Annotated in this window: 25 protein-coding genes and 1 pseudogene (1 of these 26 cut by a window edge); 10 read left to right on the top strand and 16 right to left on the bottom strand. The window is 48.4% G+C overall.

What is annotated here, in order from left to right; genetic code table 11:
• The 3 genes from P6910_RS03355 to msrP form a co-directional block, all read right to left on the bottom strand.
• A protein-coding gene (locus P6910_RS03355) for a hypothetical protein (protein WP_317144875.1) crosses the window boundary here: on the bottom strand, nucleotides 1-99 show its start. 480 nt of this gene lie to the left of the window's left edge; only the first 99 of its 579 coding nucleotides appear in the window; the start codon lies at nucleotides 97-99; its stop codon lies beyond the left edge, outside the window.
• 88 nt (nucleotides 100-187) lie between these two features.
• Nucleotides 188-769 carry a protein-methionine-sulfoxide reductase heme-binding subunit MsrQ gene (locus P6910_RS03350; protein WP_317144874.1) on the bottom strand — a complete coding sequence of 194 codons (582 nt, stop codon included), beginning with the start codon at nucleotides 767-769 and terminating at the stop codon, nucleotides 188-190.
• Nucleotides 770-779: 10 nt separating this feature from the next.
• Nucleotides 780-1,823, bottom strand: a complete 1,044-nt coding sequence (msrP, locus tag P6910_RS03345) for a protein-methionine-sulfoxide reductase catalytic subunit MsrP (RefSeq protein ID WP_317144873.1) — start codon at nucleotides 1,821-1,823, stop codon at nucleotides 780-782.
• A gap of 238 nt (nucleotides 1,824-2,061) precedes the next feature.
• Between msrP and betB the strand changes: the two genes are divergently transcribed.
• Both betB and betA read left to right on the top strand, forming a co-directional pair.
• A complete protein-coding gene (betB, locus tag P6910_RS03340) occupies nucleotides 2,062-3,525 on the top strand; it encodes a betaine-aldehyde dehydrogenase (RefSeq protein ID WP_317144872.1) in 1,464 nt (487 codons plus the stop codon).
• Nucleotides 3,526-3,548: 23 nt separating this feature from the next.
• Nucleotides 3,549-5,219, top strand: a complete 1,671-nt coding sequence (gene betA / locus P6910_RS03335) for a choline dehydrogenase (RefSeq protein ID WP_317144871.1) — start codon at nucleotides 3,549-3,551, stop codon at nucleotides 5,217-5,219.
• A gap of 549 nt (nucleotides 5,220-5,768) precedes the next feature.
• Here the strand turns inward: betA and P6910_RS03330 are convergent.
• Complete coding sequence (locus P6910_RS03330; protein ID WP_317144870.1) at nucleotides 5,769-6,266, bottom strand: hypothetical protein; 498 nt, start codon at nucleotides 6,264-6,266, stop codon at nucleotides 5,769-5,771.
• Between the two features lie 68 nt (nucleotides 6,267-6,334).
• On the opposite strand from P6910_RS03330, the gene P6910_RS03325 reads away from it, so the two are divergent.
• On the top strand, nucleotides 6,335-6,508 hold the full coding sequence (locus P6910_RS03325) for a hypothetical protein (RefSeq protein ID WP_317144869.1): 174 nt from the start codon (nucleotides 6,335-6,337) through the stop codon (nucleotides 6,506-6,508).
• A gap of 123 nt (nucleotides 6,509-6,631) precedes the next feature.
• Complete coding sequence (locus P6910_RS03320) at nucleotides 6,632-6,778, top strand: hypothetical protein (RefSeq protein WP_317144868.1); 147 nt, start codon at nucleotides 6,632-6,634, stop codon at nucleotides 6,776-6,778.
• 102 nt (nucleotides 6,779-6,880) lie between these two features.
• Here P6910_RS03320 and P6910_RS03315 read toward each other — a convergent pair whose 3' ends face one another.
• The 4 genes from P6910_RS03315 to P6910_RS03300 form a co-directional block, all read right to left on the bottom strand.
• Nucleotides 6,881-7,870, bottom strand: a complete 990-nt coding sequence (locus tag P6910_RS03315; RefSeq protein ID WP_317144867.1) for a hypothetical protein — start codon at nucleotides 7,868-7,870, stop codon at nucleotides 6,881-6,883.
• Between the two features lie 204 nt (nucleotides 7,871-8,074).
• Nucleotides 8,075-8,899, bottom strand: coding sequence for a CDP-diacylglycerol--serine O-phosphatidyltransferase (gene pssA, locus P6910_RS03310; protein ID WP_317144866.1), 825 nt, complete (start codon nucleotides 8,897-8,899; stop codon nucleotides 8,075-8,077).
• 413 nt (nucleotides 8,900-9,312) lie between these two features.
• Nucleotides 9,313-10,248: a LysR substrate-binding domain-containing protein gene (locus tag P6910_RS03305; protein WP_317144865.1), complete on the bottom strand. Its 936-nt coding sequence runs from the start codon at nucleotides 10,246-10,248 to the stop codon at nucleotides 9,313-9,315.
• 43 nt (nucleotides 10,249-10,291) lie between these two features.
• The gene (locus P6910_RS03300; RefSeq protein WP_317144864.1) at nucleotides 10,292-10,993 is read right to left on the bottom strand and encodes an aspartate/glutamate racemase family protein; all 702 of its coding nucleotides are present in this window, start codon (nucleotides 10,991-10,993) and stop codon (nucleotides 10,292-10,294) included.
• Nucleotides 10,994-11,215: 222 nt separating this feature from the next.
• Between P6910_RS03300 and P6910_RS03295 the strand changes: the two genes are divergently transcribed.
• The 3 genes and pseudogenes from P6910_RS03295 to P6910_RS03285 all read left to right on the top strand — a co-directional run bounded on the left by P6910_RS03295 (nucleotide 11,216) and on the right by P6910_RS03285 (nucleotide 12,881).
• Complete coding sequence (locus P6910_RS03295) at nucleotides 11,216-11,926, top strand: hypothetical protein (RefSeq protein WP_317144863.1); 711 nt, start codon at nucleotides 11,216-11,218, stop codon at nucleotides 11,924-11,926.
• A gap of 90 nt (nucleotides 11,927-12,016) precedes the next feature.
• Nucleotides 12,017-12,151 (top strand): annotated as a pseudogene (locus P6910_RS03290) (YqaE/Pmp3 family membrane protein); the annotation flags it as partial.
• A gap of 70 nt (nucleotides 12,152-12,221) precedes the next feature.
• Complete coding sequence (locus tag P6910_RS03285) at nucleotides 12,222-12,881, top strand: DUF2959 family protein (protein WP_317144862.1); 660 nt, start codon at nucleotides 12,222-12,224, stop codon at nucleotides 12,879-12,881.
• An 84-nt stretch (nucleotides 12,882-12,965) separates the two neighbouring features.
• Here P6910_RS03285 and P6910_RS03280 read toward each other — a convergent pair whose 3' ends face one another.
• The 3 genes from P6910_RS03280 to ilvC all read right to left on the bottom strand — a co-directional run bounded on the left by P6910_RS03280 (nucleotide 12,966) and on the right by ilvC (nucleotide 16,241).
• Nucleotides 12,966-13,874 (bottom strand): DMT family transporter, encoded by a 909-nt coding sequence (locus P6910_RS03280; RefSeq protein WP_317144861.1) that lies wholly within the window; start codon nucleotides 13,872-13,874, stop codon nucleotides 12,966-12,968.
• Nucleotides 13,875-13,964: 90 nt separating this feature from the next.
• Nucleotides 13,965-14,897, bottom strand: coding sequence for a DMT family transporter (locus tag P6910_RS03275; protein ID WP_317144860.1), 933 nt, complete (start codon nucleotides 14,895-14,897; stop codon nucleotides 13,965-13,967).
• 327 nt (nucleotides 14,898-15,224) lie between these two features.
• Nucleotides 15,225-16,241 carry a ketol-acid reductoisomerase gene (gene ilvC / locus P6910_RS03270; RefSeq protein WP_317144859.1) on the bottom strand — a complete coding sequence of 339 codons (1,017 nt, stop codon included), beginning with the start codon at nucleotides 16,239-16,241 and terminating at the stop codon, nucleotides 15,225-15,227.
• Nucleotides 16,242-16,426: 185 nt separating this feature from the next.
• Between ilvC and ilvY the strand changes: the two genes are divergently transcribed.
• The gene (ilvY, locus tag P6910_RS03265; RefSeq protein WP_317144858.1) at nucleotides 16,427-17,290 is read left to right on the top strand and encodes an HTH-type transcriptional activator IlvY; all 864 of its coding nucleotides are present in this window, start codon (nucleotides 16,427-16,429) and stop codon (nucleotides 17,288-17,290) included.
• A 25-nt stretch (nucleotides 17,291-17,315) separates the two neighbouring features.
• Here the strand turns inward: ilvY and P6910_RS03260 are convergent, their stop codons facing one another.
• Nucleotides 17,316-18,500, bottom strand: a complete 1,185-nt coding sequence (locus P6910_RS03260; protein ID WP_317144857.1) for a hypothetical protein — start codon at nucleotides 18,498-18,500, stop codon at nucleotides 17,316-17,318.
• Nucleotides 18,501-18,694: 194 nt separating this feature from the next.
• Between P6910_RS03260 and P6910_RS03255 the strand changes: the two genes are divergently transcribed.
• Nucleotides 18,695-19,309 carry an IS607 family transposase gene (locus P6910_RS03255; protein WP_317143726.1) on the top strand — a complete coding sequence of 205 codons (615 nt, stop codon included), beginning with the start codon at nucleotides 18,695-18,697 and terminating at the stop codon, nucleotides 19,307-19,309.
• Entirely contained in the window at nucleotides 19,287-20,429 is a 1,143-nt protein-coding gene (locus tag P6910_RS03250) for an RNA-guided endonuclease TnpB family protein (RefSeq protein ID WP_317144856.1), read from the top strand. The genes P6910_RS03255 and P6910_RS03250 overlap by 23 nt, the downstream gene beginning before the upstream one ends.
• A 96-nt stretch (nucleotides 20,430-20,525) precedes the next feature.
• Here P6910_RS03250 and P6910_RS03245 read toward each other — a convergent pair whose 3' ends face one another.
• From P6910_RS03245 to P6910_RS03230, 4 genes are all read right to left on the bottom strand, one after another.
• Entirely contained in the window at nucleotides 20,526-21,701 is a 1,176-nt protein-coding gene (locus P6910_RS03245; protein WP_317144855.1) for a hypothetical protein, read from the bottom strand.
• A gap of 144 nt (nucleotides 21,702-21,845) precedes the next feature.
• Nucleotides 21,846-22,337, bottom strand: coding sequence for an acetolactate synthase small subunit (gene ilvN, locus P6910_RS03240; RefSeq protein ID WP_317144854.1), 492 nt, complete (start codon nucleotides 22,335-22,337; stop codon nucleotides 21,846-21,848).
• The gene (locus P6910_RS03235) at nucleotides 22,337-24,055 is read right to left on the bottom strand and encodes an acetolactate synthase 3 large subunit (RefSeq protein ID WP_317144853.1); all 1,719 of its coding nucleotides are present in this window, start codon (nucleotides 24,053-24,055) and stop codon (nucleotides 22,337-22,339) included. Before P6910_RS03235 ends, ilvN begins: the two co-directional genes overlap by 1 nt.
• A gap of 364 nt (nucleotides 24,056-24,419) precedes the next feature.
• Nucleotides 24,420-24,656 carry a hypothetical protein gene (locus P6910_RS03230; RefSeq protein WP_317144852.1) on the bottom strand — a complete coding sequence of 79 codons (237 nt, stop codon included), beginning with the start codon at nucleotides 24,654-24,656 and terminating at the stop codon, nucleotides 24,420-24,422.
• Nucleotides 24,657-24,699: the final 43 nt, after the last annotated feature.

The raw sequence follows: 24,699 nt of genomic DNA, 5'->3' as shown, positions 1-24,699 counted from the left end.
GCTTTCTTCGGTCAGACCAGAGTCACCGGGCATAAGATGACTCAAACAAACAGGACTGAATAGAGCCATCAGAAGCGCAAGAAGAGATTTCTGTTTCATCACACCTGTATCCTTTGTAAACGTACTTCTCAATATAGCGAAAGGATCTGTGTGAAATTTCTTCATTGATAAAAGGTATAAAAGTTTGCTACGAGCGGTGGCCCCTGACGGGCAATCTGAACAGCATCAGAGCTGCCATTACAGAACCAAATATTACCGCTTCGGTATAGTCACTTTTTGAAAGCCAGACAAAATGCAGAACCGCCAAACCTGCAGCCAGGTAGACCAGCTTATGCAGCTTCACCCATTTTTTCCCTAACCGGCGCATCATTGCTCTGGTAGATGTGACTCCCAATGCTGAGAGAATCAGAATCGCAAGAGCACCCACTATTATATAGGGACGCTGATACAGATCTTCCAACAGGGTTTGCCACTGCCAGCCCAGCATGAATGCAACATAAGCCATCAGGTGCAGCACGGCATAAAAGAGCGAAAAGAGTCCGAACATTCTCCGAAACCGGATCAGCTTGTTAATACCTGTGATTTTTCTTGCCGGGGTAACCGCCAGACTGATGCAAAGGAAGATTAAAGCCCACTCACCCAAATCCCGGGTCAGCGTATTTGCCGGGTCGGGTCCCAGTTGATGATTGATAACAGCATTGATCAGCCAGACCAATGGCACCAGACAGAGTGGAAAAACAAACCACTTTAACTTTGCAACCCAGTCCATAACGCCACCTTTAATAAAATTTCCTGAGATCCATTCCCTTATAGAGATGGGCCACTTCTTCGCCATAACCATTGAACTTTTGAGTTTCAATCTGGTTTGGCTCCCAGATGGAGTTAGGCAATCTGCGCTCTTGTTTCTGACTCCAGCGGGGATGATCGACTTCGGGATTCACATTGGCATAAAAGCCATACTCGCTAGGGCCTGATTTAACCCAGGTGGTTTGTGGCATGGTTTCTGTGAAACGGATTTTGACAATGGACTTAATGCTCTTGAAGCCGTACTTCCAGGGGACAACCAGTCTTAAAGGGGCTCCATTTTGCGGTGGCAGAGTCTTGCCATAAACACCAATCGCCATAAAAGACAGAGGATTCATAGCTTCATCGATTCTCAGCCCTTCGACATAAGGATATTCGATGGAACTGAAACGAGAGCGTTGACCCGGCATCTGTTCAGGATCATAGAGTGTTTCGAACTGAACGTACCTTGCCCTGGAAGTAGGCTGAAAACGCTTCAGCATGTCGGCCAGTGACACGCCGACCCAGGGAATGACCATAGACCAGGCTTCTACACAACGAAGACGGTAGATTCTCTCTTCAACATCATGGGGTCTGAGCATATCTTCCAACGTGTATTTCCCGGGTTTCTCAACTTCTCCGTCAACCACTAACGACCAGGGATCTGTTTTCATATTTTTAGCGTATTTGGCAGGGTCGTCTTTTGAATAGCCAAACTCATAAAAGTTGTTGTAGCCAGTCACGCTGGCATAAGGGGTTAAAGTTTCATCGGTTGTGAAGCGACTGGATTGATAGCTGGCTACTTTCTTTTGCAGCCAATCTGGAGCAGAAAGCTGTGGAAGGTTATCATGGTTTGCACCCGCTGGTTTCCTGGCTGACCGGGGATCTGCAGCATCAGTGCAGCCAGTCAGAGCCAGCCCCATACCGGCAAAGGCAAACTGCCCACCCATTTTCAAAAAACGTCGACGCTCCCTGTAAACACTTTCTGAGGTTATTTCACTGCTGCGAATGTCTCCTGACTTTCTGGTCTTGATCAGCATTGATACTCTCCCGGGCAATTCTCTTTTTTACCATTTACGTTCGTTTTAATGGCGCAGATTCACATTTCGAAAATATAGACGTCATATCGGCTGCAAATATTCCATCCCTTCACTCACTGAATCACTTAGCAGCTTTTTTGTCATTTTCACATAAAATTAAATCGGTATTTCTACTGTCGTTCCCTGAGAATTACAGAGTCCTTAACTTTGCACCTCTGCATAAACAAGGGAGTTAGCTGTGTTATCACCCTGCTATCAGAATTTTGTTGATGGCCAATACCTGGCCAATGAGACCGGAGAAACATTTCCGGTAATCAATCCCGCAACTCGTCAAATCATTTATACCATGGAGAAAGCCGACAACAGCATTCGCCAGGCTGCGGTTGCCAGTGCTCAAAAAGGCTTTGAAATCTGGTCAGAAATGACTGGTATGGAGCGCAGTCGAACCCTGAACCGTGCTGTCAGCCTTTTGCGTGAGCGTAACGATGAGCTGGCTCGAATTGAAGTTCTCGATACCGGTAAACCCTGGCAAGAAGCGTCTGTAGTTGATGTGGTTACAGGCGCAGACTCTATTGAGTTTTTTGCCGGGCTGGCTCCTTCCATTGAAGGCAATCAGCAGTGCCTGGGTGATGACTTTTATTACACTCGCCGCGAAGCACTGGGCATCTGTGCCGGGATAGGTGCCTGGAACTACCCTCTACAGATTGCCTGCTGGAAAGCTGCACCCGCATTGGCCTGCGGCAACAGTATGATTTTCAAACCCTCTGAGGAGACGCCTTTAGGTGCCCTGAAGCTGGCTGAGATATTTGTCGAGGCGGGCATGCCCGCTGGCGTCTTCAATGTCATTCAGGGCGACGGTGAAGTCGGCGCCTGGCTGGCTCATCATCCGGACATCGCCAAGGTATCTTTCACAGGAGAGGTCAGCACCGGTAAAAAAGTCATGACCGGTGCGGCCTCTTCATTGAAAGAGGTCACCATGGAGCTGGGCGGAAAGTCCCCACTGATTATCTTTGAGGATGCCAATCTTGATAATGCCACCTCCGGAGCCATGCTCGGCAACTTCTACACTCAGGGCGAAGTCTGTACAAACGGTACACGGGTTTATGTTCACAAGCGTATCTATCCCGAATTTATAGAAAAACTACGACAGCGTACTGAAGGCAATATTGTGCTGGGCGACCCCATGGACCCGTGCACCAACATGGGTGCACTAATATCAGAGAAACACCATCAACGGGTTCTTAATTACATCCACCAGGGCATTATGGAAGGCGCCACTTTGTTGACCGGAGGCAAAGCAGCCAGTCCCTCTGCAGCAGCCGATGGCCTTTTTGTTGAACCCACCATTTTTACCGATTGCCGCGATGATATGACCATTGCCCGCGAGGAGATTTTCGGGCCCGTTATGACAGTATTCACCTTCGAAGATGAAGCAGAAGTCATTGCCCGCGCTAACGATACCGAACTCGGCCTTGCAGCCGGAGTCTTTACTCAGGATATCACCCGTGCCCACCGTGTGATTCGTCAGCTTCAGGCAGGCATCTGCTGGATCAACCATTACGGTACCTCACCGGCTGAAATGCCAGTAGGTGGTTATAAGCAGTCCGGAATAGGTCGTGAAAATGGTGTTGAAACAATGAGACATTACACCCAGGTCAAAGCGGTGTATGTGGGTATGACACCTTTGGACAGTCCTTTTTAACTTCGCATTCAAGGTGCACGAGCATGACACAATATGACTATGTCATTGTCGGAGCCGGCTCTGCCGGATGCGTTCTGGCCAATCGTCTGACAGAAGACGGCAACAGCCGTGTTCTGTTAATTGAAACCGGCGGCAGTGACAAGAGCATTGTTATTCAAATGCCGGCGGCTCTGTCCATTCCCATGAATACCGAAAAGTATGCCTGGCAGTTTACAACCCGGCCTGAACCCTTTCTCGACAACCGTCGCATGCAGTGCCCCCGTGGTAAGGTACTGGGTGGCTCTTCTTCCATCAATGGCATGGTCTATGTTCGGGGCCATGCCAAAGACTTTGATGAATGGCATCAGCACGGAGCTACCAACTGGGATTATCGCCACTGCCTGCCCTATTTTCGTAAAGCAGAAACCTGGGCTTTCGGTGCCGATGACTATCGGGGAGACAGTGGTCCCTTAGCGGTCAATAATGGTAATGAAATGAAAAACCCTCTCTATTCCACCTTTATAAAGGCCGGGGTAGAAGCAGGCTACATGGAAACCACTGACTGCAACGGTGCTCGACAGGAAGGTTTTGGAACCATGCACATGACCGTTAAGAACGGTATACGCTGGTCCACTGCCAACGCCTATCTTCGACCGGCAATGAAGCGAAATCATTTAACGGTGGTGACCCATGCCCAGGTTCGGCGTGTTCTGCTGGAAGGCAAAAAGGCAACAGGCGTCGAATATAAACATAAAGGGCTCATCAAAAAAGTACTGGTCACTAGAGAGGTCATTCTTTCGGCAGGCTCTGTTGGCTCACCTCATATTCTTCAATTATCAGGAATAGGCCCTCGCAAGGTATTAGAAGACGCAGATATAACAGTGCAACATGAATTGCCTGGTGTTGGTGAAAATTTGCAGGATCATCTGGAATTCTACTTTCAGTTTCGCTGCAAAAAGCCTATTACTCTCAACGGTAAACTCGACCCGCTCAGTAAATTATTCATTGGTGCTCGCTGGTTGTTCATGAGGAACGGGCTGGGTGCGACCAATCATTTTGAATCTTGTGGTTTTATCCGTTCAAAAGCAGGCGTTGAATGGCCTGATATGCAATACCACTTCCTGCCAGCTGCGATGCGCTACGATGGCAGGAGTGCTTTTGACGGACACGGTTTCCAGCTTCATATCGGCCACAACAAACCCAAAAGCCGCGGCTGGGTGAGAGCGGTGTCAGCCAATCCAGATGCTCACCCCGGTATTCGGTTCAACTATTTGTCCCACGAAGAAGACCGGGAAGGCTTCAGACAATGCGTTCGACTGACCCGGGAAATCATCAACCAACCGGCGTTCGATGAATACCGGGGCTCAGAAATACAGCCGGGAGAAAGCGTCCAAACCGATGAACAGATCGATGCCTTTGTTCGGGAATCCGTAGAAAGTGCCTATCATCCATCCTGCTCCTGCAAGATGGGAACGGATAACATGTCTGTGGTCGATCCAAAGACAAGGGTTAAAGGACTGGAAGGATTGAGAGTAGTGGACTCCTCCATATTCCCAACCATTCCCAATGGCAATCTGAATGCCCCTACGATCATGGTGGCGGAGAGGGCTGCAGACCTCATCCGAGGTGTAGATGTCTTGCCTCCATCTTCTGCCCGAGTCGATATGGATACTCAATGGCAGGAGAGGCAGAGAAGAGGAAGCACTGTGCGCTAATCAACTCGTGTCATACTCCGAAGGTGTTGCAAAACCGTTAAGCAGCCTCATTAGCCAGAGCAGGTGGAAGATAGGCCTGTGCATAGCCCATGACCCGTTTCATTCTGTGGCGGGTGGCTTCTGGCTATGTTGGACTGTTCCTCGCATCCGATGTATTTTTGCTCCTGTGTTTTTGCTTTTCCTGATGCTACCTGATGCCTGTCCCTATGCTTTTAATCATGCCATGCTTGAGGGCTTGGAGTGGCCACAGATTATCGATTTTGATTGCATTTTAAGCAATATGATGTGGAAAGTGCTCTTTATCCGTCTTGATATTGGAAGCTGGCCTCTATCAGTTCCTGCCTGTCAGAATTAGCAGAGATTTTTCAGGGGTTTTCTGACAGGCACTACCCATAACCGAAAGGAGCAGGAGAAAACATATCCTGATGGGTTCTGGTGCACTTCGATTTTTTGTTTAGTTCTCATTGCTCTTGGGTTTCACGACACCCTCGGAGCATGGGAACGCGTTGTTGGAATTTTGCGACAGTCTCTGAAAATGCGGGTGTCAGTTCACGGACTGAGAACATTGTCCTGTTCAACATCAGTAGCCTTACGTTTTCGATGTATCCTTTTGTGATTCGAAAGGACCCGGGCATTTTTGCAGAACTTCCCACATGGTCGCAGCTGGCCATTTTTCCCGACGACTCTCACATCGCAAGTTCGTGGCGCACTGTGATCTCTTATTTTGTGATTCGACATCTCTTTAGCATTTTTGCAAACCATCCTGCATGGCCGCTGTTGGCCATCCTGTCCGACCACGGTCAAGTCACAGGTTTTTTGTCCGCTGTGGAAGTTACTTTTGTGATTCGACAGGGCTTTAGAATTCTCACAGACCTTTCCGCATTGCCGCAGTTGACCAGCCTCCCCGACCAGGAGAGGCTGTCGCAAAACTCTCCCCAGCGTGGGAATGGGTTGACTCCAGTCATTCCCGGCTTTATTCCCGTCATTCCCGCGAAGGCGGGTGTCGCAAAACCCTCTCCAGCGAGGGAACGAGTTGACTCCAGTCATTCCCGGCTTCATTCTCGTCATTCCCGCGAAGGAGGCTGTCGCAAAACCCTCTCCAGCGAGGGAACGAGTTGACTCCCGTCATTCCCGACTTCATTCTCGTCATTCCCGCGAAGGCGGGAATCCACACAGACTCACCACCAGAACCATACTGCCCGATGCCCCCTTGGCCTTGTCATCCCCGAGAAGGCAGAGATCCACCGTTGGCGCTGGATTCCCGCCTTCGCGGGAATGACGACCTCTGAGCATGGGAACAAGCTGTTGGAGTTTTGCGACACCCTCAGAGCGTGGGAACGAGTTGTTAGAGTTTTGCGACAGTCTCGAAGGCGGGAATCCACACAGACTCACCACCAGAACCATACTGCCCGATGCCCCCTTGGCCTTGTCATCCCCGAGAAGGCAGAGATCCACCGTTGGCGCTGGATTCCCGCCTTCGCGGGAATGACGACCTCAGAGCATGGGAACAAGCTGTTGGAGTTTTGCGACACCCTCAGAGCGTGGGAACGAGTTGTTAGAGTTTTGCGACAGTCTCGAAGGCGGGAATCCACACAGACTCACCACCAGAACCATACTGCCCGGTGCCCCCCTGGCCTTGTCATCCCCGAGAAGGCAGAGATTCACCGTTGGCGCTGGATTCCCGCCTTCGCGGGAATGACGACCTCAGAGCATGGGAACGAGTTGTTGGGCTTTTGCGACAGCCTCAGGATAGCGTTGCACCTTACTTGCCCGTCTGGAGAAATTGCATAGGCGGCACCTATGGTGTTTGAATCTGCCCCCCCTTCTTCAGAGTCACAACTATAACAGCGTATATTGGCCAAATGGGTGCATAAGCTGTGTCCATTGGTTACTCCTGTCCTCTCTGCCAAAACTCCTTCACAATTCTGCGCATCGTTATCGGATGAATCGGTAGATTGTCGGAATCGACAAACGCCATAACAAGGGTGGACGAAACAATTTAAACCCTGCGTATGTTGGTGTTGTTCATAGCCTCCGCTACCGTGGCCATAACCAGTATTCCGGGGGCTGTTAAAAGAGCCTGTCCGGTGGCGGCTGGCTCTTGGGGCTTGCTGGCCGGACGATTCTAATGGCTGGTGTTGTTGCTGATCATGTTCAGAGCCAAACATCATGGTGATGTTTGCAAACGGGTGATCCCCCTGTGTCAACATAAACGCCGACTCTTGTTGATCAATCGGTTTAAAAAGCGGTGAATCGGGGTTCCAATAGCTTATTAAAAGCCGACTGAAAGTGACAATCACTTCTACAGGTAACCAGGAATAGGGGTTTAGGCTCAGAGGAGTGTCTTTGCCAGTCAGGATCAGTTCGCAAGCAACCAGCAGACTCGTGGCACAAAGCCTTTGCCACGAAATCGACTCAATGATGGTTGTTTTTACCCAGTAAGTGTCGGGTTTGTGTCGTTTGTTATCAGCTGACAAATAGGGCTCTGCGTAAGCGTTTTGTCCGACAATGTCTGCCGGGCTTCCAGACCATGTCCGCAGATCATGCTTTACAGAAAAGCTCTGGCCCGGAGAATCTACATTCTGTTCAAACTCGACAATAAAACGTCTTGCCAACGGCTTGCCATAGCCGATGACAGACGACGACAGCAACAGCAACAGCAACGCTGAATAGAGTGAGTGCTTAATAATCCTATCCCTGTCTTCTGGTTTTCAGAGAGAAAGGATAGATCAAGAAAATAAGTGTGTATTTGTGTCCTCCTCATGGAAGAGGGTTTAGCAAAACTCTGGCTCCCAGACTTTCAGGTGCTGTGGATCACAGCGTGGGAACCAGAGTAAAACTGCTTAGCTCCTGAGTCATTCAGAAGCCGTTTGCTTTCTGGTTTTTCCAATCAGGAACATTATCGGTCCGGAGCAGGCATAACTCAGGAAAATCAACATAAGCACTCTGGGTGGATCGGTAAAGACAACGGCAAAAGCCAAAACCATGACAATCATAAAAATGAAAGGCACCCGTCCTTTCAGGTCCAGTTTTTTGAAACTGTTGTACTTAAAATTACTGACCATCAGCACACCCGCCAGACCTGTAATCAGAGCGCCCAGCAATGCAATACCCATCATGTTGCCGTCGATACCAAAATCACTCAGCGCCCATACCATACCAATGACCAGTGCTGCTGCAGCAGGACTGGCCAGGCCGGTGAAATAGCGGCTATCTGTTACTTCCAGCTGAGTATTGAAACGGGCCAGACGCAAAGCAGCACAAGCTGCATAAATGAAGGCAACCATCCAGCCCACTTTACCCAGATCATTCAGAGCCCAACTGTAAGCGACCATGGCAGGCGTCACACCAAAAGTCACCATATCTGCCAGACTATCGTACTCCGCACCAAACTTACTCTGGGTGTTGGTCATCCGGGCAACACGACCATCCAGGCCATCCAGAATCATAGCAACAAAGACCGAAATACAGGCTTGGGTAAAAAAACCCGCCTGAGCACTGATAATGGCGTAAAAACCACAGAACAGATTACCTGTTGTAAACAGGTTAGGCAGGATATAAATGCCTTTGTGACGAACGGTCTCCCCACCTTCGACCACTTCTTCAAAGTGCTCATCGACGGGAAACAGACCGTCCACAGCATCTTTTCCATTTTCGGGTCGTTCCGGTTTATCGCTCATTTCAGCATCTGCTCATCGACATAAAGGTGAAAAAACACACTCTACCATGAAAGGCATGAATACTGCATGACCCTGGCAAGTCATACGATCGCTCGTCAGCACGAAAGTATCATGTTAAACCACCAAGACAATCTGGCATTTCTTCTGCCTACATCAGAACTTTCGCACCAAAAAAGCTCAGATCCTGGCACTGATTAAACTCAGAAGGATCGTCGAAGCGAATCTATTGATCCCGGACTGGATGCATAGCCTTGACTAAAAATCAAAACGCCTTAACTCACTGCAAAAAATGACCAGAGCTCCCGGAAAATTCTAAATCCGACGAGAAGCCTGTCGCCGCATTCCTAAATAGCAATGAGTGGTCGGCAGAAAAAACAGCTGGCTTTTAACTGCCCTCCACTTGACGGGGAGGTCTAGCAGCCTGACCGGGAATAGACTGTTTCCATAAGCTGCCATCCTGACTCACAACGCTGGCTCAACTCAGCCCATAACCTTTCAGCTCTGTCATGCAGTCGAACCGTGTTTCGATAAAGCAGAATTTCTATAGAGCCCGTCCAGTCAGCTCTTTCAGAATAGGGGACCAGCTGACCAGACTTCAGCTCATCCTGTACGGAATAATCCGGTAACCAGGCAACCCCTTTGCCCTTAAGAGCCATTTCCTTGAGCAGGTTAGTCAGGGAAGACTCCATTACCGTCTGAAAGAGTACGGGAACGTCCGATGCACTCAACAGACTGTTGACCTTGCGCCCCATAAAAGCATTGGGGCTGTAGCGGAGTAGAGGTACAGTGTCAGGACCAGTATCAGGAAACATCGGTTTTCCCCGATCATCAGGCAGACAAATAGGCAACAGACGCGTCATCCCCAGTCTCAGATATTCAAAGGGCGGCTGCATTAAAGCTTCAACATTGAACGCCAGGAGAAAATCACAATTACCTTCCTGCAGCGCCTCTACCGCGAGATCAACATCAATACTTTCTACTCTGGTTTGCAGTAATTGCCCATCTTTACTCACCTGCTCAATCAATTCCGGTAACAGAGTCACCGACAGGGAGTGAGCTGCTGCAAAATCAATGGCCTGCCCGGAGACGACGCCCTGTAACTGACCCAGACCCTCTTCCATTTGACGAAGCAGATTCCTGGCCGTTGTTCTGAACAAACGCCCTTCCGGAGTCAGCTTGATGGGTACCGTTCCCCTGTCTACCAGCTCAAAACCGACCGCCTGCTCCAGAGAACGAATTCTTCGACCAAAAGCAGGCTGTGTGATGTTTCGAAAATCAGCAGCACGGGAAAAATTTCTCAGTTCGGCCAATGCCAGAAAATCTTCCAGCCACTTGGTTTCCAGATTCATTCAGGCACGACTCCCAGACTTCAGTTCAACTTACACCCGCTTCTCAAGCAGCTTCTTTTTCTTCCTGCTGACTGTACCAGTCAACACAAGCTCCGGCTAACAGCGCTGTTGCATCAATGCACTGTCCAGGATTTGTTTTCACAACGTCGGCAAGACCTACGGGAATTTCTGTGCAGCCCAGAATAACGGCCTCAGCGCCCTGACTGACCAGATCATCAAAAACCACTTTCATACTCTGACTGCCCTGCTCCAGACGCCCTGCCTTAATATCATAGATGGCAGCCATCATCAGCGTCTGCATTCCCTGATCAGGTATCAGGCATTCACGACCACCGTCCTCTATCTGCGGTTGGTACATTATGGCTGAAACCGTAGCGCTGGTGGCCATAACACCTATTTTGCGCAGATTATTTCGTCGGATGTGTTGTTGCACACAACCCAGAATACTGATCATTGGAATTCGTGCCTGTTTTTGCAGCTTATCAAACCAGAAATGCGCAGTATTACAGGGTATCACTGCACACTGGGCACCGCCTCGTTCAAGACTTCTCAACCCTCTCAACAAAGCCGGAAAAGGATCCTCGGAACCGTCAAGAATACAGGCACTGCGATCAGGAATCTGGGGGACATTATGCACTAGCATGGGCAGGTGCTCCTGATCCTTACTGGCTTGCGTCAAAGCAATGATTTTTTGCATAAAGTCTACGGTAGCCAGAGGCCCCATTCCGCCCAGTACTCCTAACACGACACACTCCATTTAATTGGTGACTGCAAGATTAGCAACATCATTAGAAACTATGGTCCTATAATTAAGACTCCCAGGGAGCTTGTGAAATGCCTAAAGCGAAGGATTAATGCCGAAATGGCATGGGGAGGAAGGCAGATAAAAATATAAGGTTTTACCTATTGGAATTAACTTCTTATAACGAGAAACTATAAAATTCCATTACCAACCAAATTGATCGCTATGAAAAGAATTACAATGGTTGTGGCCATGAAACAGGAAGCAGCGCCACTCATTGAGAAACTGGGCCTGACCGAAACAAACGACACAAATCCCCTGCTACCCTGCAAAACCTTTGCGGGTGAGTATAAGAATCTGAGCATCAATCTGATTACCAACGGCTCCGACTCTGTTCACGGTGTAGAAAATGTCGGCACCCAGCCAGCAACCCTGGCGGCGTATGAAGCACTTCGCCTCTTGTCACCGGAACTTGTCATCAATGCCGGAACCTGTGGTGGTTTTTCCGACAAGGGCAGTAAAATTGGTGACGTTTATATTGGCGAGCGCATTCGTTTCTTTGACCGTCGTATCCCCATGGGCGACCATTACGAAGCCTATGGAGACGGTAATTTTCAGTGCGAAGTGGCAGTGGACCTGGCCCGAAAACTGGATTTGCCCACCTCTATTGTCTGCACCGGCAACTCTCTCGATATGAGTCCAACCGATGAAGCCATTCTGCGTCAGGAACCTATGGTCAACAAAGAGATGGAAGCCGCGGCCATTGCCTGGGTAGCCTCCCATTACCAGACGCCTATGGTTGCGGTAAAATCGGTGACAGACCTGATGGACAGTAAACATGGCACAGCAGAAGAATTTGCTTCTAATCTGGCCCTGGCCTCCAGAAATCTTCAGGAAGAAGTGCTGAGACTGCTTGATCTTCTTGCTCGGCAATAAACTACTACTGCAGCATAAAATGACAGACTATGATGGAGGCAACCCGCTGGTCCGCAAAGGCTGCAACTAAAACACACTCAGGGAGACGTTATGCGTTATTTTCTGGCAATACTTTTACCCCCGGTAGCCGTTCTTTTATGTGGCAAACCGGGTCAGATGATCCTTAATATTATCCTGACCCTGCTGGGTTGGATTCCCGGAATCATTCATGCCCTGTTTGTTGTTAACAGTCACCTGGCAGACAAGCGCAACCAGAAAGTCATTGACGCCATTAAAAATCAGGAAGATTAGCACTATGCCCTCAGCATTCCGGGCAGGAATACCCGTCCTGCTGGTTATTTTTTCGGTCTTTCTGACAGGCTGCCAGAGTACTTATTACAGCGCCATGGAAAAGGTAGGCGTTTACAAGCGCGAGATTTTGGTCGACCGCATCGAGAGTTCTCAGGCCGCTCAGGAAGAAGCTCAAGAGCAATTTAGCTCGGCACTGGAACAGTTCCGCAGCGTCGTCAACTTTAATGGTGGTGATCTGGAAGCACTTTATGACCAGCTTAACACTGATTACGAGGACAGCGTAGCTTCTGCAGATGAGGTTCGTAAGCGCATCCAGGCCGTTAAAGATGTCTCGGAAGCACTCTTTGAAGAGTGGGAAGAAGAGCTGGAGCTCTATTCCAGCGCCGGTCTTCGTCGTGCCAGTCAACTGCAGCTGAATGAGACCCGTCATCAGTACAAAAAAATGCTGGCCAGCGTGGAACAATCAGAAAAACGCATGCAACCGGTTCTGAATGCCTTCCGGGATCAGGTTTTGTATCTGAAACACAACCTCAATGCACGGGCTATTGCGGCACTCAAGGGCCAATTTGGTGCCATTAAGCTGGACATTGATCGCCTGCTAAGAGATATGCAGCACTCCATTGATGAGTCACGCAAGTTCGTTGCCACCTTGCAACAGTCATGAGTGATCAGAGCTACCTTTACTTCACTTTGGGTGAGGAAAGATTGCTCGGGAGTCTGTCCCTCCCGGACTGCCTGTTGAAGAATATTACCTATTGCTTATCCACAACCCTGTAAAGATTAATCCTGCCCCTATCAGGTGGAACTGATAAAGCGTCTGCCCAAGAATGGGGATAGCGAGCATAGCTGAGAACACGGGTATCAAAAAGTGAAACATCGCCGCAGTGCTTGGTCCCAACACAGACACGCCGAAGTTCCATGAAAGATAGGCGACCAGAGTAGCAAACAAAACCTCGTAAATGATCACATAAAGTGCATCCAGACTAATGGATAAGCTGCGCTCACTCACAGGTTCCCAGAGGTAAAAGGGCAAAAGAAACATCGCCCCAATTCCGATTAGTGTGGTTAGCAGCTGAGCCTCGGATAAAGGCAGTTCAAAACGCTTGAGCAAAACGGTATAAAGACCCCAGCAGCACATAGCAAGAAACATGATCATGTCTCCTCTGCCAAAATCAAGACTGACCAGCATTGACCACTCTCCTTTACTTAAAATCGTGAGTAGTCCGGGAATCGCCATTCCCATACCGAGAAGCTGCCTTTTTTTAGGAAAAACATGCAGCAGAGGAACCGCCAGGATCATTGTAATGACAGGTAGAATCATCTCTATCAGGGCCAAAGTCACTGCCTGTGTAGATTCAGCAGCGATGTAAAGCAGTGTGTTAGCGCAGAAAATGCCGAGGAATCCCAAGGCCAGTAATTGATAGCGACCTTGAAAGATTTCCTTTCTCTGTTGAATCAGTTTCTTGCCGGTAAACGAAAACAGAATCAGAAAAGCCAGAGTCCATCGCCAGAATGACAGCGCGATGGGAGGAATGCCTTCTACACTCATCTGGTTTGCGACAAGGTTCTCCCCCGCCCAACAGAGAGTCGCTAACACCACCGCCAGTATTGCCAGAATGTGGGAATGAGCAATCAAATGGACCATTTTTTCTCTCAAGTTACTGCTCCAAAAAAACATGTCTGTGATCTTTTAAACCTCTTGAACCATTGGCACTGGCTTAAGCCCTCATCCATTCACACACGGAGTCTAACCCGGGTTGTCTGTTGAAGAATATTTTCTATTGGTTATCCATAATCCTGTAAAGATCAACCCAGCCCCTACCAGGTGGTACTGATAAAGCGTTTCTCCAAGGATGGGAATAGCGAACATGGCTGAAAACACCGGGATCAGGAGGTTAAACATAGCCGCATTGTTTGCCCCGAGCAAAGACACGCCGAAATTCCATGACATGTAGGCGACCAATGAAGCAAACAGAACTGAGTAACTGATCAGGAAAAGTGCTTTCGGACTCACGGCAAAGCCACCTTTCATCGATAGCTCCCAGAGGTAAAAGGGCAAGAGGATCACCACCCCAATCGCGACCATTATGGTTAATAGCTGAGCCCCGGACAAAGGCAATTCAAAACGCTTGAGCAAAACCGTATAAGAACCCCAGCAACAGGTCGCGAACAACATGATCATATCTCCTTTGCCAAAATCCAGGCTGGCCATCGATGACCACTCTCCCTTAGTGAAAATCGTCAACAGTCCTGGAATAGCCATTCCCATGCCAAACAACTGCCTTTTTTTAGGAAAAGTATTCAACAGAGGAATAGCGAGAATCATGGTAATGATGGGCAGAGCTATTTGTATCAGACCCAGGTTTACCGCCTGTGTGGATTGAGCTGCGATATAGAGTAATGTGTTAAAGCAGGTAATGCTGAAGAACCCCAGGACCAGTAATTGATAACGACTTTTAAAAATCAGCTTTCTCTGCTGAATCAGTTGCTTTGCGGTGAACGAAAACAGAATCAGAAGAGCCAGAACCCATCGCCAGAATGACAGCGCGACGGGAGGGATATCTCCCACACTGATCCGGCCCGCTACCAGGTTGCCCCCCCAACAGAGTGTCGCTAAGACCAAACCCAGTATTGCCATAATGTGAGGCTGGGTTTTCAAATGGGCGATTTTTTTTCTCAACGTACTGCTCCAGAAAATCTGCCTACGGTCTCTTAATTCACAACCATCGCAACTATTGTAAAATGCGCTCCGGAAATAAAAAGACTACAGCTTTAACTGTATCCCTGCCCAAATTAATCATAATCCATTAGCCGTTATTCAAAATTCGATCATGAGTCGATTTATGGCTGGCTTCCTTTGCCTGGCAGGCATTGTTCGTTTCCTGAAAGCTATCATAGTCGCAAGGTAGACGACTTTACGAACAGCGTCATCTATCAGAAAAAATTTGTGCTTTTTAAACTGAAAAAGGCGCACAAGGCGCCTTTTTTGAAAAATTGTTTTTAACAATCAGTTCTTATCTTTATCAACCAGTTGATTCTCGGTGATCCAGGGCATCATTTCACGCAGCTTGGCACCGGTCTTTTCAATCGGGTGAGCAGCGTTGTTACGACGATATGCAGTCATGGACGGATAGTTCATTGCACCTTCAGTGATGAATTTCTTGGCGTACTCACCGTTCTGGATGTCTTTCAGAGCTTCGCGCATGGCTTTACGAGATTCATCGTTGATGACTCTTGGACCGGTTACATACTCACCATACTCGGCATTGTTGGAGATGGAGTAGTTCATGTTGGCGATCCCGCCTTCGTACATCAGGTCGACAATCAGCTTCAGCTCATGCAGACATTCGAAGTAAGCCATTTCAGGAGCATAACCTGCTTCGGTCAGGGTCTCGAAACCGGCCTTAACCAGCTCTACAGCACCTCCACACAACACAGCCTGCTCACCAAACAGATCGGTTTCGGTTTCATCTTTGAACGTAGTTTCGATGATACCGGTACGACCACCACCTACGCCACAGGCGTAAGACAGGGCCAGATCTTTGGCCTTTCCGGAAGCATCCTGATAGATAGCAACCAGATCTGGGATACCACCGCCTTTAACAAACTCGGAACGCACAGTGTGACCCGGTGCTTTAGGGGCAATCATGATGACGTCCAGATCAGCGCGCGGAACAATCTGGTTGTAGTGAATAGCGAAACCGTGAGCAAATGCCAAGGTTGCACCCTGCTTCAGGTTAGGCTCAATTTCACGCTTATACAGCTGAGACTGGAATTCATCCGGAGTCAGGATCATGACTACGTCAGCCTGGGCGACTGCAGCAGCTACGTCCAGTACCTTAAGGCCCGCAGATTCGGCTTTGGCAACTGAAGCGGAGTTCTTGCGCAGACCAATAGTGACATCTACCCCGGAGTCCTTGAGGTTATTGGCATGGGCATGACCCTGAGAGCCATAGCCAATGATGGATACTTTCTGACCACGGATAAGGGAGAGATCACAGTCTTTATCGTAATAAACTTTCATGGCGGACTCCTGAATAAAACGCCCCGGGTTATCTTTTCTTGTCCGGGCTGAAAACGTTGATTTGGAGATTAAAGCAGACAGATCATTTCGTAAAATGATATATTTGCAATACAACGTTTCATATTACGAAACATGCTTGAGCAAAGGTGAAAAACAGCCATGAGTGAGGGTGAAAAACGGTCATTATGGATCTGAAACCACTGAGGCATTTCCTGAGTCTCGCTGAAACGCTCCATTTCGGCCGTGCCAGCGCAGCCTGCCATGTCAGTCCATCTACCCTGAGCCGAAGCATTCAGCATCTGGAAAATAATTTGGGGGTATACCTGTTTGAACGGGACAATCGCAGTGTCAGTCTTACCACAGAAGGCATTAGGTTCGAGAGATATGCCCGGGAAACCCTGATTCAGTGGTCAGCGATTCGCAACGAATTGATAGCCGAATCCAAAGAGTTGAAGGGTGAGATCAGTGTTTATTGCTCCGTGACAGCCAGCTACAGCTTTCTTTATGACATTCTCAAGCGCTTTCGACAACGCTATCCGAGCATTGAAATCAAGCTTCATACCGGCGACCCTGACTCAGCCATTGACCTGATCAGCTCTGGAAAAGAAGATATAGCCATTTCTGCCCGTCCGGATAGTTTATCTTCAGAAATTCAGTTTCACAGCATCGGACTTTCACCACTGGTCTTCATAGGCCCTGCTTCGGGTGAAATTCCACCCCCCGGGACGGTTGAAGAGTGGAGCAAAACGCCCATGATCCTGTCAGAAAAAGGTATCGGACGACAGCGGGTTGATCACTGGTTTTCAACCAAGGGCATCAAGCCAAAAATATACGCCCAAGTCGCTGGTAATGAAGCCATTGTCAGCATGGTCAGCCTGGGATTTGGAGTTGGCGTTGTACCCCAGATTGTACTGGATAACAGCCCACTGTCTGACAAGGTTAAGATTCTGAACATCACCCCCTGGCTGGCAGCTTACGATGTGGGACTGTGTGTGCTGGACAAAAAACTCAAAAGCCCATTGATTCGTGCTTTCTGGGAGCTTCTATAGGCGATTTCCGTGGAGGACAGTCCGATCAGTCCGTTTTCACTTCCAGGTTAAAAGCTTCGATCAGGTTTAGCTCAAATCGATTGTTTTTTGCTTTCTTCATAACCACTTTATTTTTGTCAAACCATCGCTTGCCCAGACACCAGGCGACAAGGGTCTCCCCATGATGAAATATAAGAATCTGCCTTCCTGTATCACGGTGACTCAGCAGGTAAGGAGTCACTTGCCCTGCACTCCAGGAAAAATTTTTGAAGCGACAGCCCCCGGTCACTGGGTCACAAGGTACATGCTCAGACCAGACAAGCCTCTGATGTTCTGGCAGGAAGACGTCGAACTGTCGCAGGGCCCACAGACTGATCCTCTTCAGTTGATAACCGGATCGATCCGTTGCCACAATTAATTCCTGATCAGAGTCGCCATATAGTGAACTCAACTTGCGAAAGTCATAATTGGCATTAAATAAATAAGCGACACTACTGTGTAAATGACCACCAATCACTGTACTGGGCGTCGATTCATCCTTAATGTCTACTTCTTCGCGCCAGTCAGGCACCAGAACCACCGGTATTGACCTATTGTAGTAACTGGCAAAATAGGAATGCCACTTAACAAAGCGATCCAGCCAGTTCTGACAGAGTGCGCGGCTATCAAGATAATCATCTGCAGATTTATGAAATGCTTTGAGGGTTTTGATACCCGTATTAATGGCTTCACAGTTGCTGGCGATCAGGGCCGAGTAGTGCAGAAAACCAGAAGGCACATGTCCCAGTTTGGCCTGAGTGAGATTCTTCCATCTCTGATAATCCTTTTCAAGATGACTGAACAGGCTATTCAGTCTCTGCTCGATCACTGCCTTACGGCCGCTCCGCCAGTACTCTACTTCAGACAGCTTAACGAACTGTGGTTCTTCTGTATTACCGATCAGCTTACTGGTAATAATCCAACGATTAGTTTGATAATTGACCACGCCTATAAACAAAGGGTGGGCAGGATGGCCCGAAGCTGACTGTTTTTTACTGACATAAAAAATGAATTCATCTTCCGTGAAAACATAGTACGATATTCCTATTGTCACCCCTGCCAGAATCGCCAGCCCCACAATAGTGTCTTTGTATGCCCTCATCCCGGCCTTTAGATGATTGTGCCCGGAAAGCGCAAAAAAAACGATGAATGCCTTTAAAATCTTCTGCTGTCCAACCAGATGTCTAAGCATCGATATTTCCAATGCGTGATTTATAACGCCATCCAGTATAGATAATTACAGAACAGCTTCTGTTTACAGAATACGGGGCAGGAATGCTACTCGAAAAACATTCTCTGGAAATGAGCAGACCATCCCGACTTGAGGGTTAAAAACAGTTCGCAGAAATCTATTATAATGTAAAATAATCTTATATAATCTCAAGCATGGATAAGAGATTAGTGAAGATAGGTGAGGCAGCTCGTTTACTTGGTACAGACCCAGTAACACTACGTAAATGGGAAAGTACAGGTGAGCTGCTTCCTGCCAGAAAGACCAAAGGCGGAACTCGTTACTACGACGTGTCTGAATTGATGGGCTTAAGTAACGAAGCTGCGCCTACGCTTTGCTATTGCAGAGTCTCCAGTCACGACCAAAAGCCAGACTTAGACAGGCAGCAAGAGTTACTGGAAGCCTACTGTTCTGCAAAAGGTTGGCGAACTCAGGTTATACGTGATCTTGGCTCTGGCATGAACTACCGGAAAAAAGGACTCAATCAGCTGCTTGAGTTGATAATGAAACGCCAGATTAAACGACTGGTGATTTCACATAAAGACAGGCTGCTAAGGTTCGGTTCTGAATTGGTTTTCTCCCTATGTGAATTGCAGGGAATAGAAATAGTCATTGTACATAAAGGCGATCAGCCTTCGTTTGAGGAAGAGCTAGCCAATGATGTATTGGAAATAATCACTGTATTCAACGCAAGACTGTACGGCAGCCGAAGCAGGAAACATAAAAAGATGCTTGAGACTTTGCAAGATGTTGTTAGCTCACAAGATTGAACTCAGACCGACAAAACAACAAGCCGATTATCTTGATAGGGCTTGTGGTTCTCGTCGTCATGCGTTCAATCAACTGTTAGCCCATTTCAATCAAGAAGGCGTTAAATGGTCAAAGAAGGCTGCCAATGAAAAATACCAAGAACTCAGGCTTGAGTTTCCCTGGTATGCCGAAGTCAGCCAACGTGTCACCAGGAACACAATCGACGATCTTCATGACGCCTTTACTCACTTCTTTCGTCGGGTGAAGAAAGGAGAAAAAGCAGGTTATCCAAGATTCAAGAAGCGAGGACTACACGACAGTTTTTCTCTCAGAGAAAAACCCAAGTTTGATGTTGATGGCAGAACACTTCGCATTGAGAAACTGAAAACCCGCATCAAGATGCGCCAAGAGCTGAGATTCACAGGAACACCCTGTCAGGTGACGATCAGTAAGCGAGCCGAAAAGTATTTCGCTTCTATTTTGGTAGACACTCAGGATTACGACCCAAAAGCACAAAGCAATGAGTCTGTAGGCGTTGATTTTGGCATCAAAGATTTAGCTATTTGCTCGAATGGCAAAACCTTTGCTGCTAATCAGAAACTGAAAGGCTCTCTGAAACGCCTTAACAGGAAACAGAGAGCGTTAAGCCGCAAAACAAAGGGAAGCAACCGCTATGTGAAAGCCAAGCGAGCGGTTGCCAAACTGCATTACCGGATAAGTAACCAGCGATCAGCCGTACTACATGAGGTAAGTGATTATCTGACGTCAAGATTCAAAATAATCACCCTCGAAAATCTGAATGTCAAAGGCATGGTAAAAAACCGCAAACTGGCAAGAGCAATCAGTGACGCAGGTTTCGGTAAGCTGAGAGAACTGGTTGAATACAAGGCAGAGCTGAGAGGATGCCAGGTTGTGATTGCAGATCGGTTCTTTCCCAGCTCGAAGAAATGTGCGGTTCATACTTGCGACTACGTAAATGACAATCTTACTTTGTCTGATCGTGAGTGGCGGTGTCCAAAATGTAAAACTCTGCATGATAGGGATTACAGTGCGAGTTTTAACCTTGATAATTATGGTCGAGACACGTTACAGCTCGACGGGGTCGCCCAGACCCTAAACCCTACGCAAGAGTGGAGTTAGACACGATTCGTCGTGCATCCATGTGGACGGCGTAGATAAGTCTACATAATTACAGATTATGTCAGATTTTTAGTAGCGGCTGTTGTAGACGGCTATTTAGTTTGTTGTGTCGAGGTCAAACGCTTCGGTCAGGTTCAGCTTAAATCGGTTGTTTTTTGCTCGTATGGAAACCACCTTATTTTCGGATGACCAGAGTGAACCCAGATTCCAGGCGACAAGGGTCTCACCATGATGAAATATAAGAATCTGCTTTCCTGTGTCGGGGTGGCTCAGCAGGTAAGGAGTCACTTTCTCCGCACTCCCGGAGAAATTTTTGAAACGACATCCCCCAGCCACTGGGTCACAACGTGTATGTTCTAACCAGAAAGGCTCGGGCAGGAAGATGCTATAAAACCACGACGGCCACCGTCTAACCCTCTTCAGTTGATAGCCGGGTCGATCCGTTACCACAATTAACTCCTGATCAGAGTTGCCATAAAGTGAACGCAACTTGCGAAAGTCATAGTTAGCATTAAACAGGTAAGTGACACTGCCGCCTCCGATCACCTTACTCAACGTCGATCCGTCGGAGATGATTCCCTTCCCTTCACGCCAGTCAGGCACCAGAACCACCGGGATTGATTTATTGTAGCGACTGGGAAAATAGGCATGCCATTTAATAAAATCGCCCAGCCAGTTCTGACAGAGCATGCGGCTATTCAGGTAATCGCCTCCATGGAATGCCTTAAGGTTATTGTCAGCAGTATTAACATTAATATGAATGGCTTCACAGTTGCTGGCGACCAGGGACGAGTAGTGCAGAAAATCAGAAGGTAAATCTCCTGATTTGGCCTGAGTGAGGTTCTTCCATCTCTGGTAATCTTTTTCAAGATGGTTGAACAGGTTCATCGCTCTCGGGTCTGTATTAAAATGAAAAAGACTCCACCAGTATTCCACATCAGACAGCTTAACAAACCTTGGTCCTTCCGTTTCACCGATCAGTTTACTGGTAATAATCCAACGGTCAGGTCGATAATTCTCCACACCCTGAAATATAGATTGGACAGGGTAGCCCATAGCTGCTCGCCTTCCAGTAACAAAAGGGATGAAGTCATCTTCCTCACCAGAAACATTCCACGATACTATAAACGTAAGTGCCGCCAGCACGCTCAGACCTGTTACGGCGTATCTAAATGTTTTTGTCTCAGCCTGTAAATAACCGTGCCCGGAAAGCGCAAAAAAAACGATGAGTACCTTTAAAGTATTCTGCCGTCCAATTCGGTATCTGACCATCGATACGTCCAATTCGTGATTTATAACGCCGGACAGTATAGATAACTTTAGAACCGCTGCTTTTAAAAAGAATACAGGTTAGAAGAGAAAGCCTCCCCGGTCAGAGCCGGAGAGGTATCAATAAGAAAGGAGTTAAAAGAAGCGTTACAAACTCAAAACTTTCTCGCCACGGGCAATGCCCGTAGTACCACTGCGAACCACTTCCAGCACCTGGGCCTGACCAATGGCGGCAATAAAGCCATCCAGTTTGTCCTGGGTTCCGGCCAGCTGAATGGTATAAACCGAGCTGGTGACATCGACTATCTGACCTCTGAAGATATCCGCTGTGCGTTTCACTTCAGCTCTCAGCGGACCGCTTGCACGAACCTTGATCAGCATCAGCTCACGTTCAACATGATGACCTTCGGTCAGGTCCACCAGCTTGACCACATCAATCAGCTTGTTCAGCTGCTTGGTAATCTGCTCAATCACCTGTGGATTACCGGAGGTGGTCACTGTCAGACGAGACAGTGTCGCATCTTCCGTAGGTGCAACGGTGAGGGTTTCAATGTTGTAGTTACGCTGGGAAAACAACCCGACAATACGTGACAGAGCACCCGGTTCGTTTTCGACCAGCACAGAGATAATCCGTCTCATCAGGTTCTCTCCGTCTTGCTGAGCCACAGGTCACACATGCCACCCTCCTTGATTTGCATGGGATAGACATGCTCATCGGGATCTACCTGAATATCCATGAATACCAGACGATCTTTCAGAGAGAAGGCTTTTTCCATCGCAGGTAACAGCTCCTCTGGACGAGTGACTCTTATACCTACATGACCATAAGACTCCGCCAGTTTAACGAAGTCAGGCAGAGACTCCATGTAGGAGTGCGAGTAACGGCTGTCGTACTGCATATCTTGCCACTGTCGTACCATACCCAGCGCCTGATTATTGATATTGATCACCTTCAGGTGCAAATCGTATTGCAGGCAGGTTGACAGTTCCTGAATATTCATCTGGATACTGCCTTCACCAGTCACACAGGCAACCTGTTCTTCAGGGAAGGACAGCTTGATACCCATGGCCGCCGGCAGGCCGTAACCCATGGTGCCAAGACCACCGGAGCTGATCCAGCGATTCGGCTTGTTAAAACGATAATGCTGGGCAGCAAACATCTGATGCTGACCTACGTCGGTGGTCACAAAGGCGTCACCTTTGGTGACTTGATAAAGAGACTCAATAACCTGCTGGGGCTTGAGAATGCCGTCAGTTTTTTCATAGGTGAACAGACCTTTTTCTCTCCAGGAATCAACGCTTGCCCACCATTCGGCAAGAGCAGCAGTGTCCTGAGAGCCCTGATATTCATCTATCTGGACCAGCATGTTTTCCAGAACAGCATCGACCGGACCCACGATGGGGATGTCAGCCACAACGTTTTTGGAAATACTGGCCGGATCAATATCGATATGGATAATCCTGGCGTCCGGACAGAACTTTTCAGTGTTATTGGTTACCCGGTCATCAAAACGGGCACCCACCGCCAGAATCAGGTCGGACTCATGCATGGCCTTGTTGGCACAATAGCTGCCGTGCATTCCCAGCATCCCGACAAACTGACGATCAGACCCCGGAAAACAACCCAGACCGTTCAAAGTATTGGTTACCGGTACGTTCAGCTTTCTGGCTACTTCCGTCAGCAGCTCTGAAGCCTGGCCCAGAACCACTCCACCACCGGCATAAATAACCGGTCTGCGAGCCTTCATCAGGAGTTCAACAGCTTTGCGGATCTGCCCGTTATGACCCTTGGCAGGCGGGTTGTAAGAACGGATTTTGACCTTTTCCGGATACTTGTATTCGTATTTTTTGATCAGGTCGGTGATGTCCTTGGGAATATCAACCACCACAGGACCGGGTCGTCCAGTCTGGGCGAGATGGAAAGCCTTGCGGATAACCTCCGGAATATCTTCAGCTTTCTTCACCAGGAAGCTGTGTTTAACGATGGGTCTGGAAATACCCACCATATCGACTTCCTGAAACATATCAGTCCCGATAAAGCCGGATGGCACCTGACCTGAAATTACCACCATGGGAATAGAGTCCATGTAGGCTGTGGCAATACCGGTAATCGTATTGGTAGCGCCAGGCCCGGATGTCACCAGTGCTACTCCGGGCTTACCTGTAGCCCGTGCGTAGCCGTCAGCCATATGGGTAGCCGCCTGTTCGTGGCGCACCAGAATATGGGTGACTGCTTTTTGTCTGAAAATCGCGTCGTAGACGTGCAACAGGGCTCCACCAGGATACCCATAGATATACTCTACCCCTTCATCAGCCAATGAACGGACTACCATGTCCGCGCCGGATAAAAGCTCCACGTTTGCTTACCCTCGGCAGTACTAATTATTAGAAATGAATCGGCTTGACGCCGCTGAGCTAATGCTCATATACAGCCCATGCTGCCTGAGCGGTTAGGGACTCCGGCCTCTCTTTTTTGACAGCGTACAAAGCAGTACACACTGTATTCAAGGCCTCAACATTCCTGTATGGGTAGGGTCAGGAACACGGCAGATAACGCCCGGCAAGGCTCATCTGCCAGAGTTCCAAGGAATGCTCTTATCAGGGAATGGATAAGTCCCCCGGATTGTCGCATAAACCCCCGAATTCACCTGATTGGGCAGCCCCGGGAGGACACATTCTTTACCTTCACTGAAGCAGAGTCAATAGCCTGAAGCAGCAGAATTACGGAAATTGCTTACATTTGGTGGTGAGGATAAACCAGAACAGGTGAACGATCCCAGTGTCTGCACCACCTGGGGCGAAACACGACAGGGATGGTACCTGCTGGATGTCTTCAGAGAACGCTAATAATTCAGCACGAACTTTTCTTGTTTGTCCGGGGTTAAAGGGTGTGACTGCGACTGTTCCAATAGCTGTAACTAATCCGAATAACAGTTCTGATAATTCTTTAAATTCCATTTTTACCTCGGAGGAACATAACCCGACGCTGATGGGCGCACAG

The organism is Endozoicomonas sp. 8E, assembly GCF_032883915.1.
Lineage (GTDB): Bacteria > Pseudomonadota > Gammaproteobacteria > Pseudomonadales > Endozoicomonadaceae > Endozoicomonas_A.
Note: the sequence above shows the minus strand (reverse complement) of the source record. Positions and strands in the feature narration are given on the sequence as shown.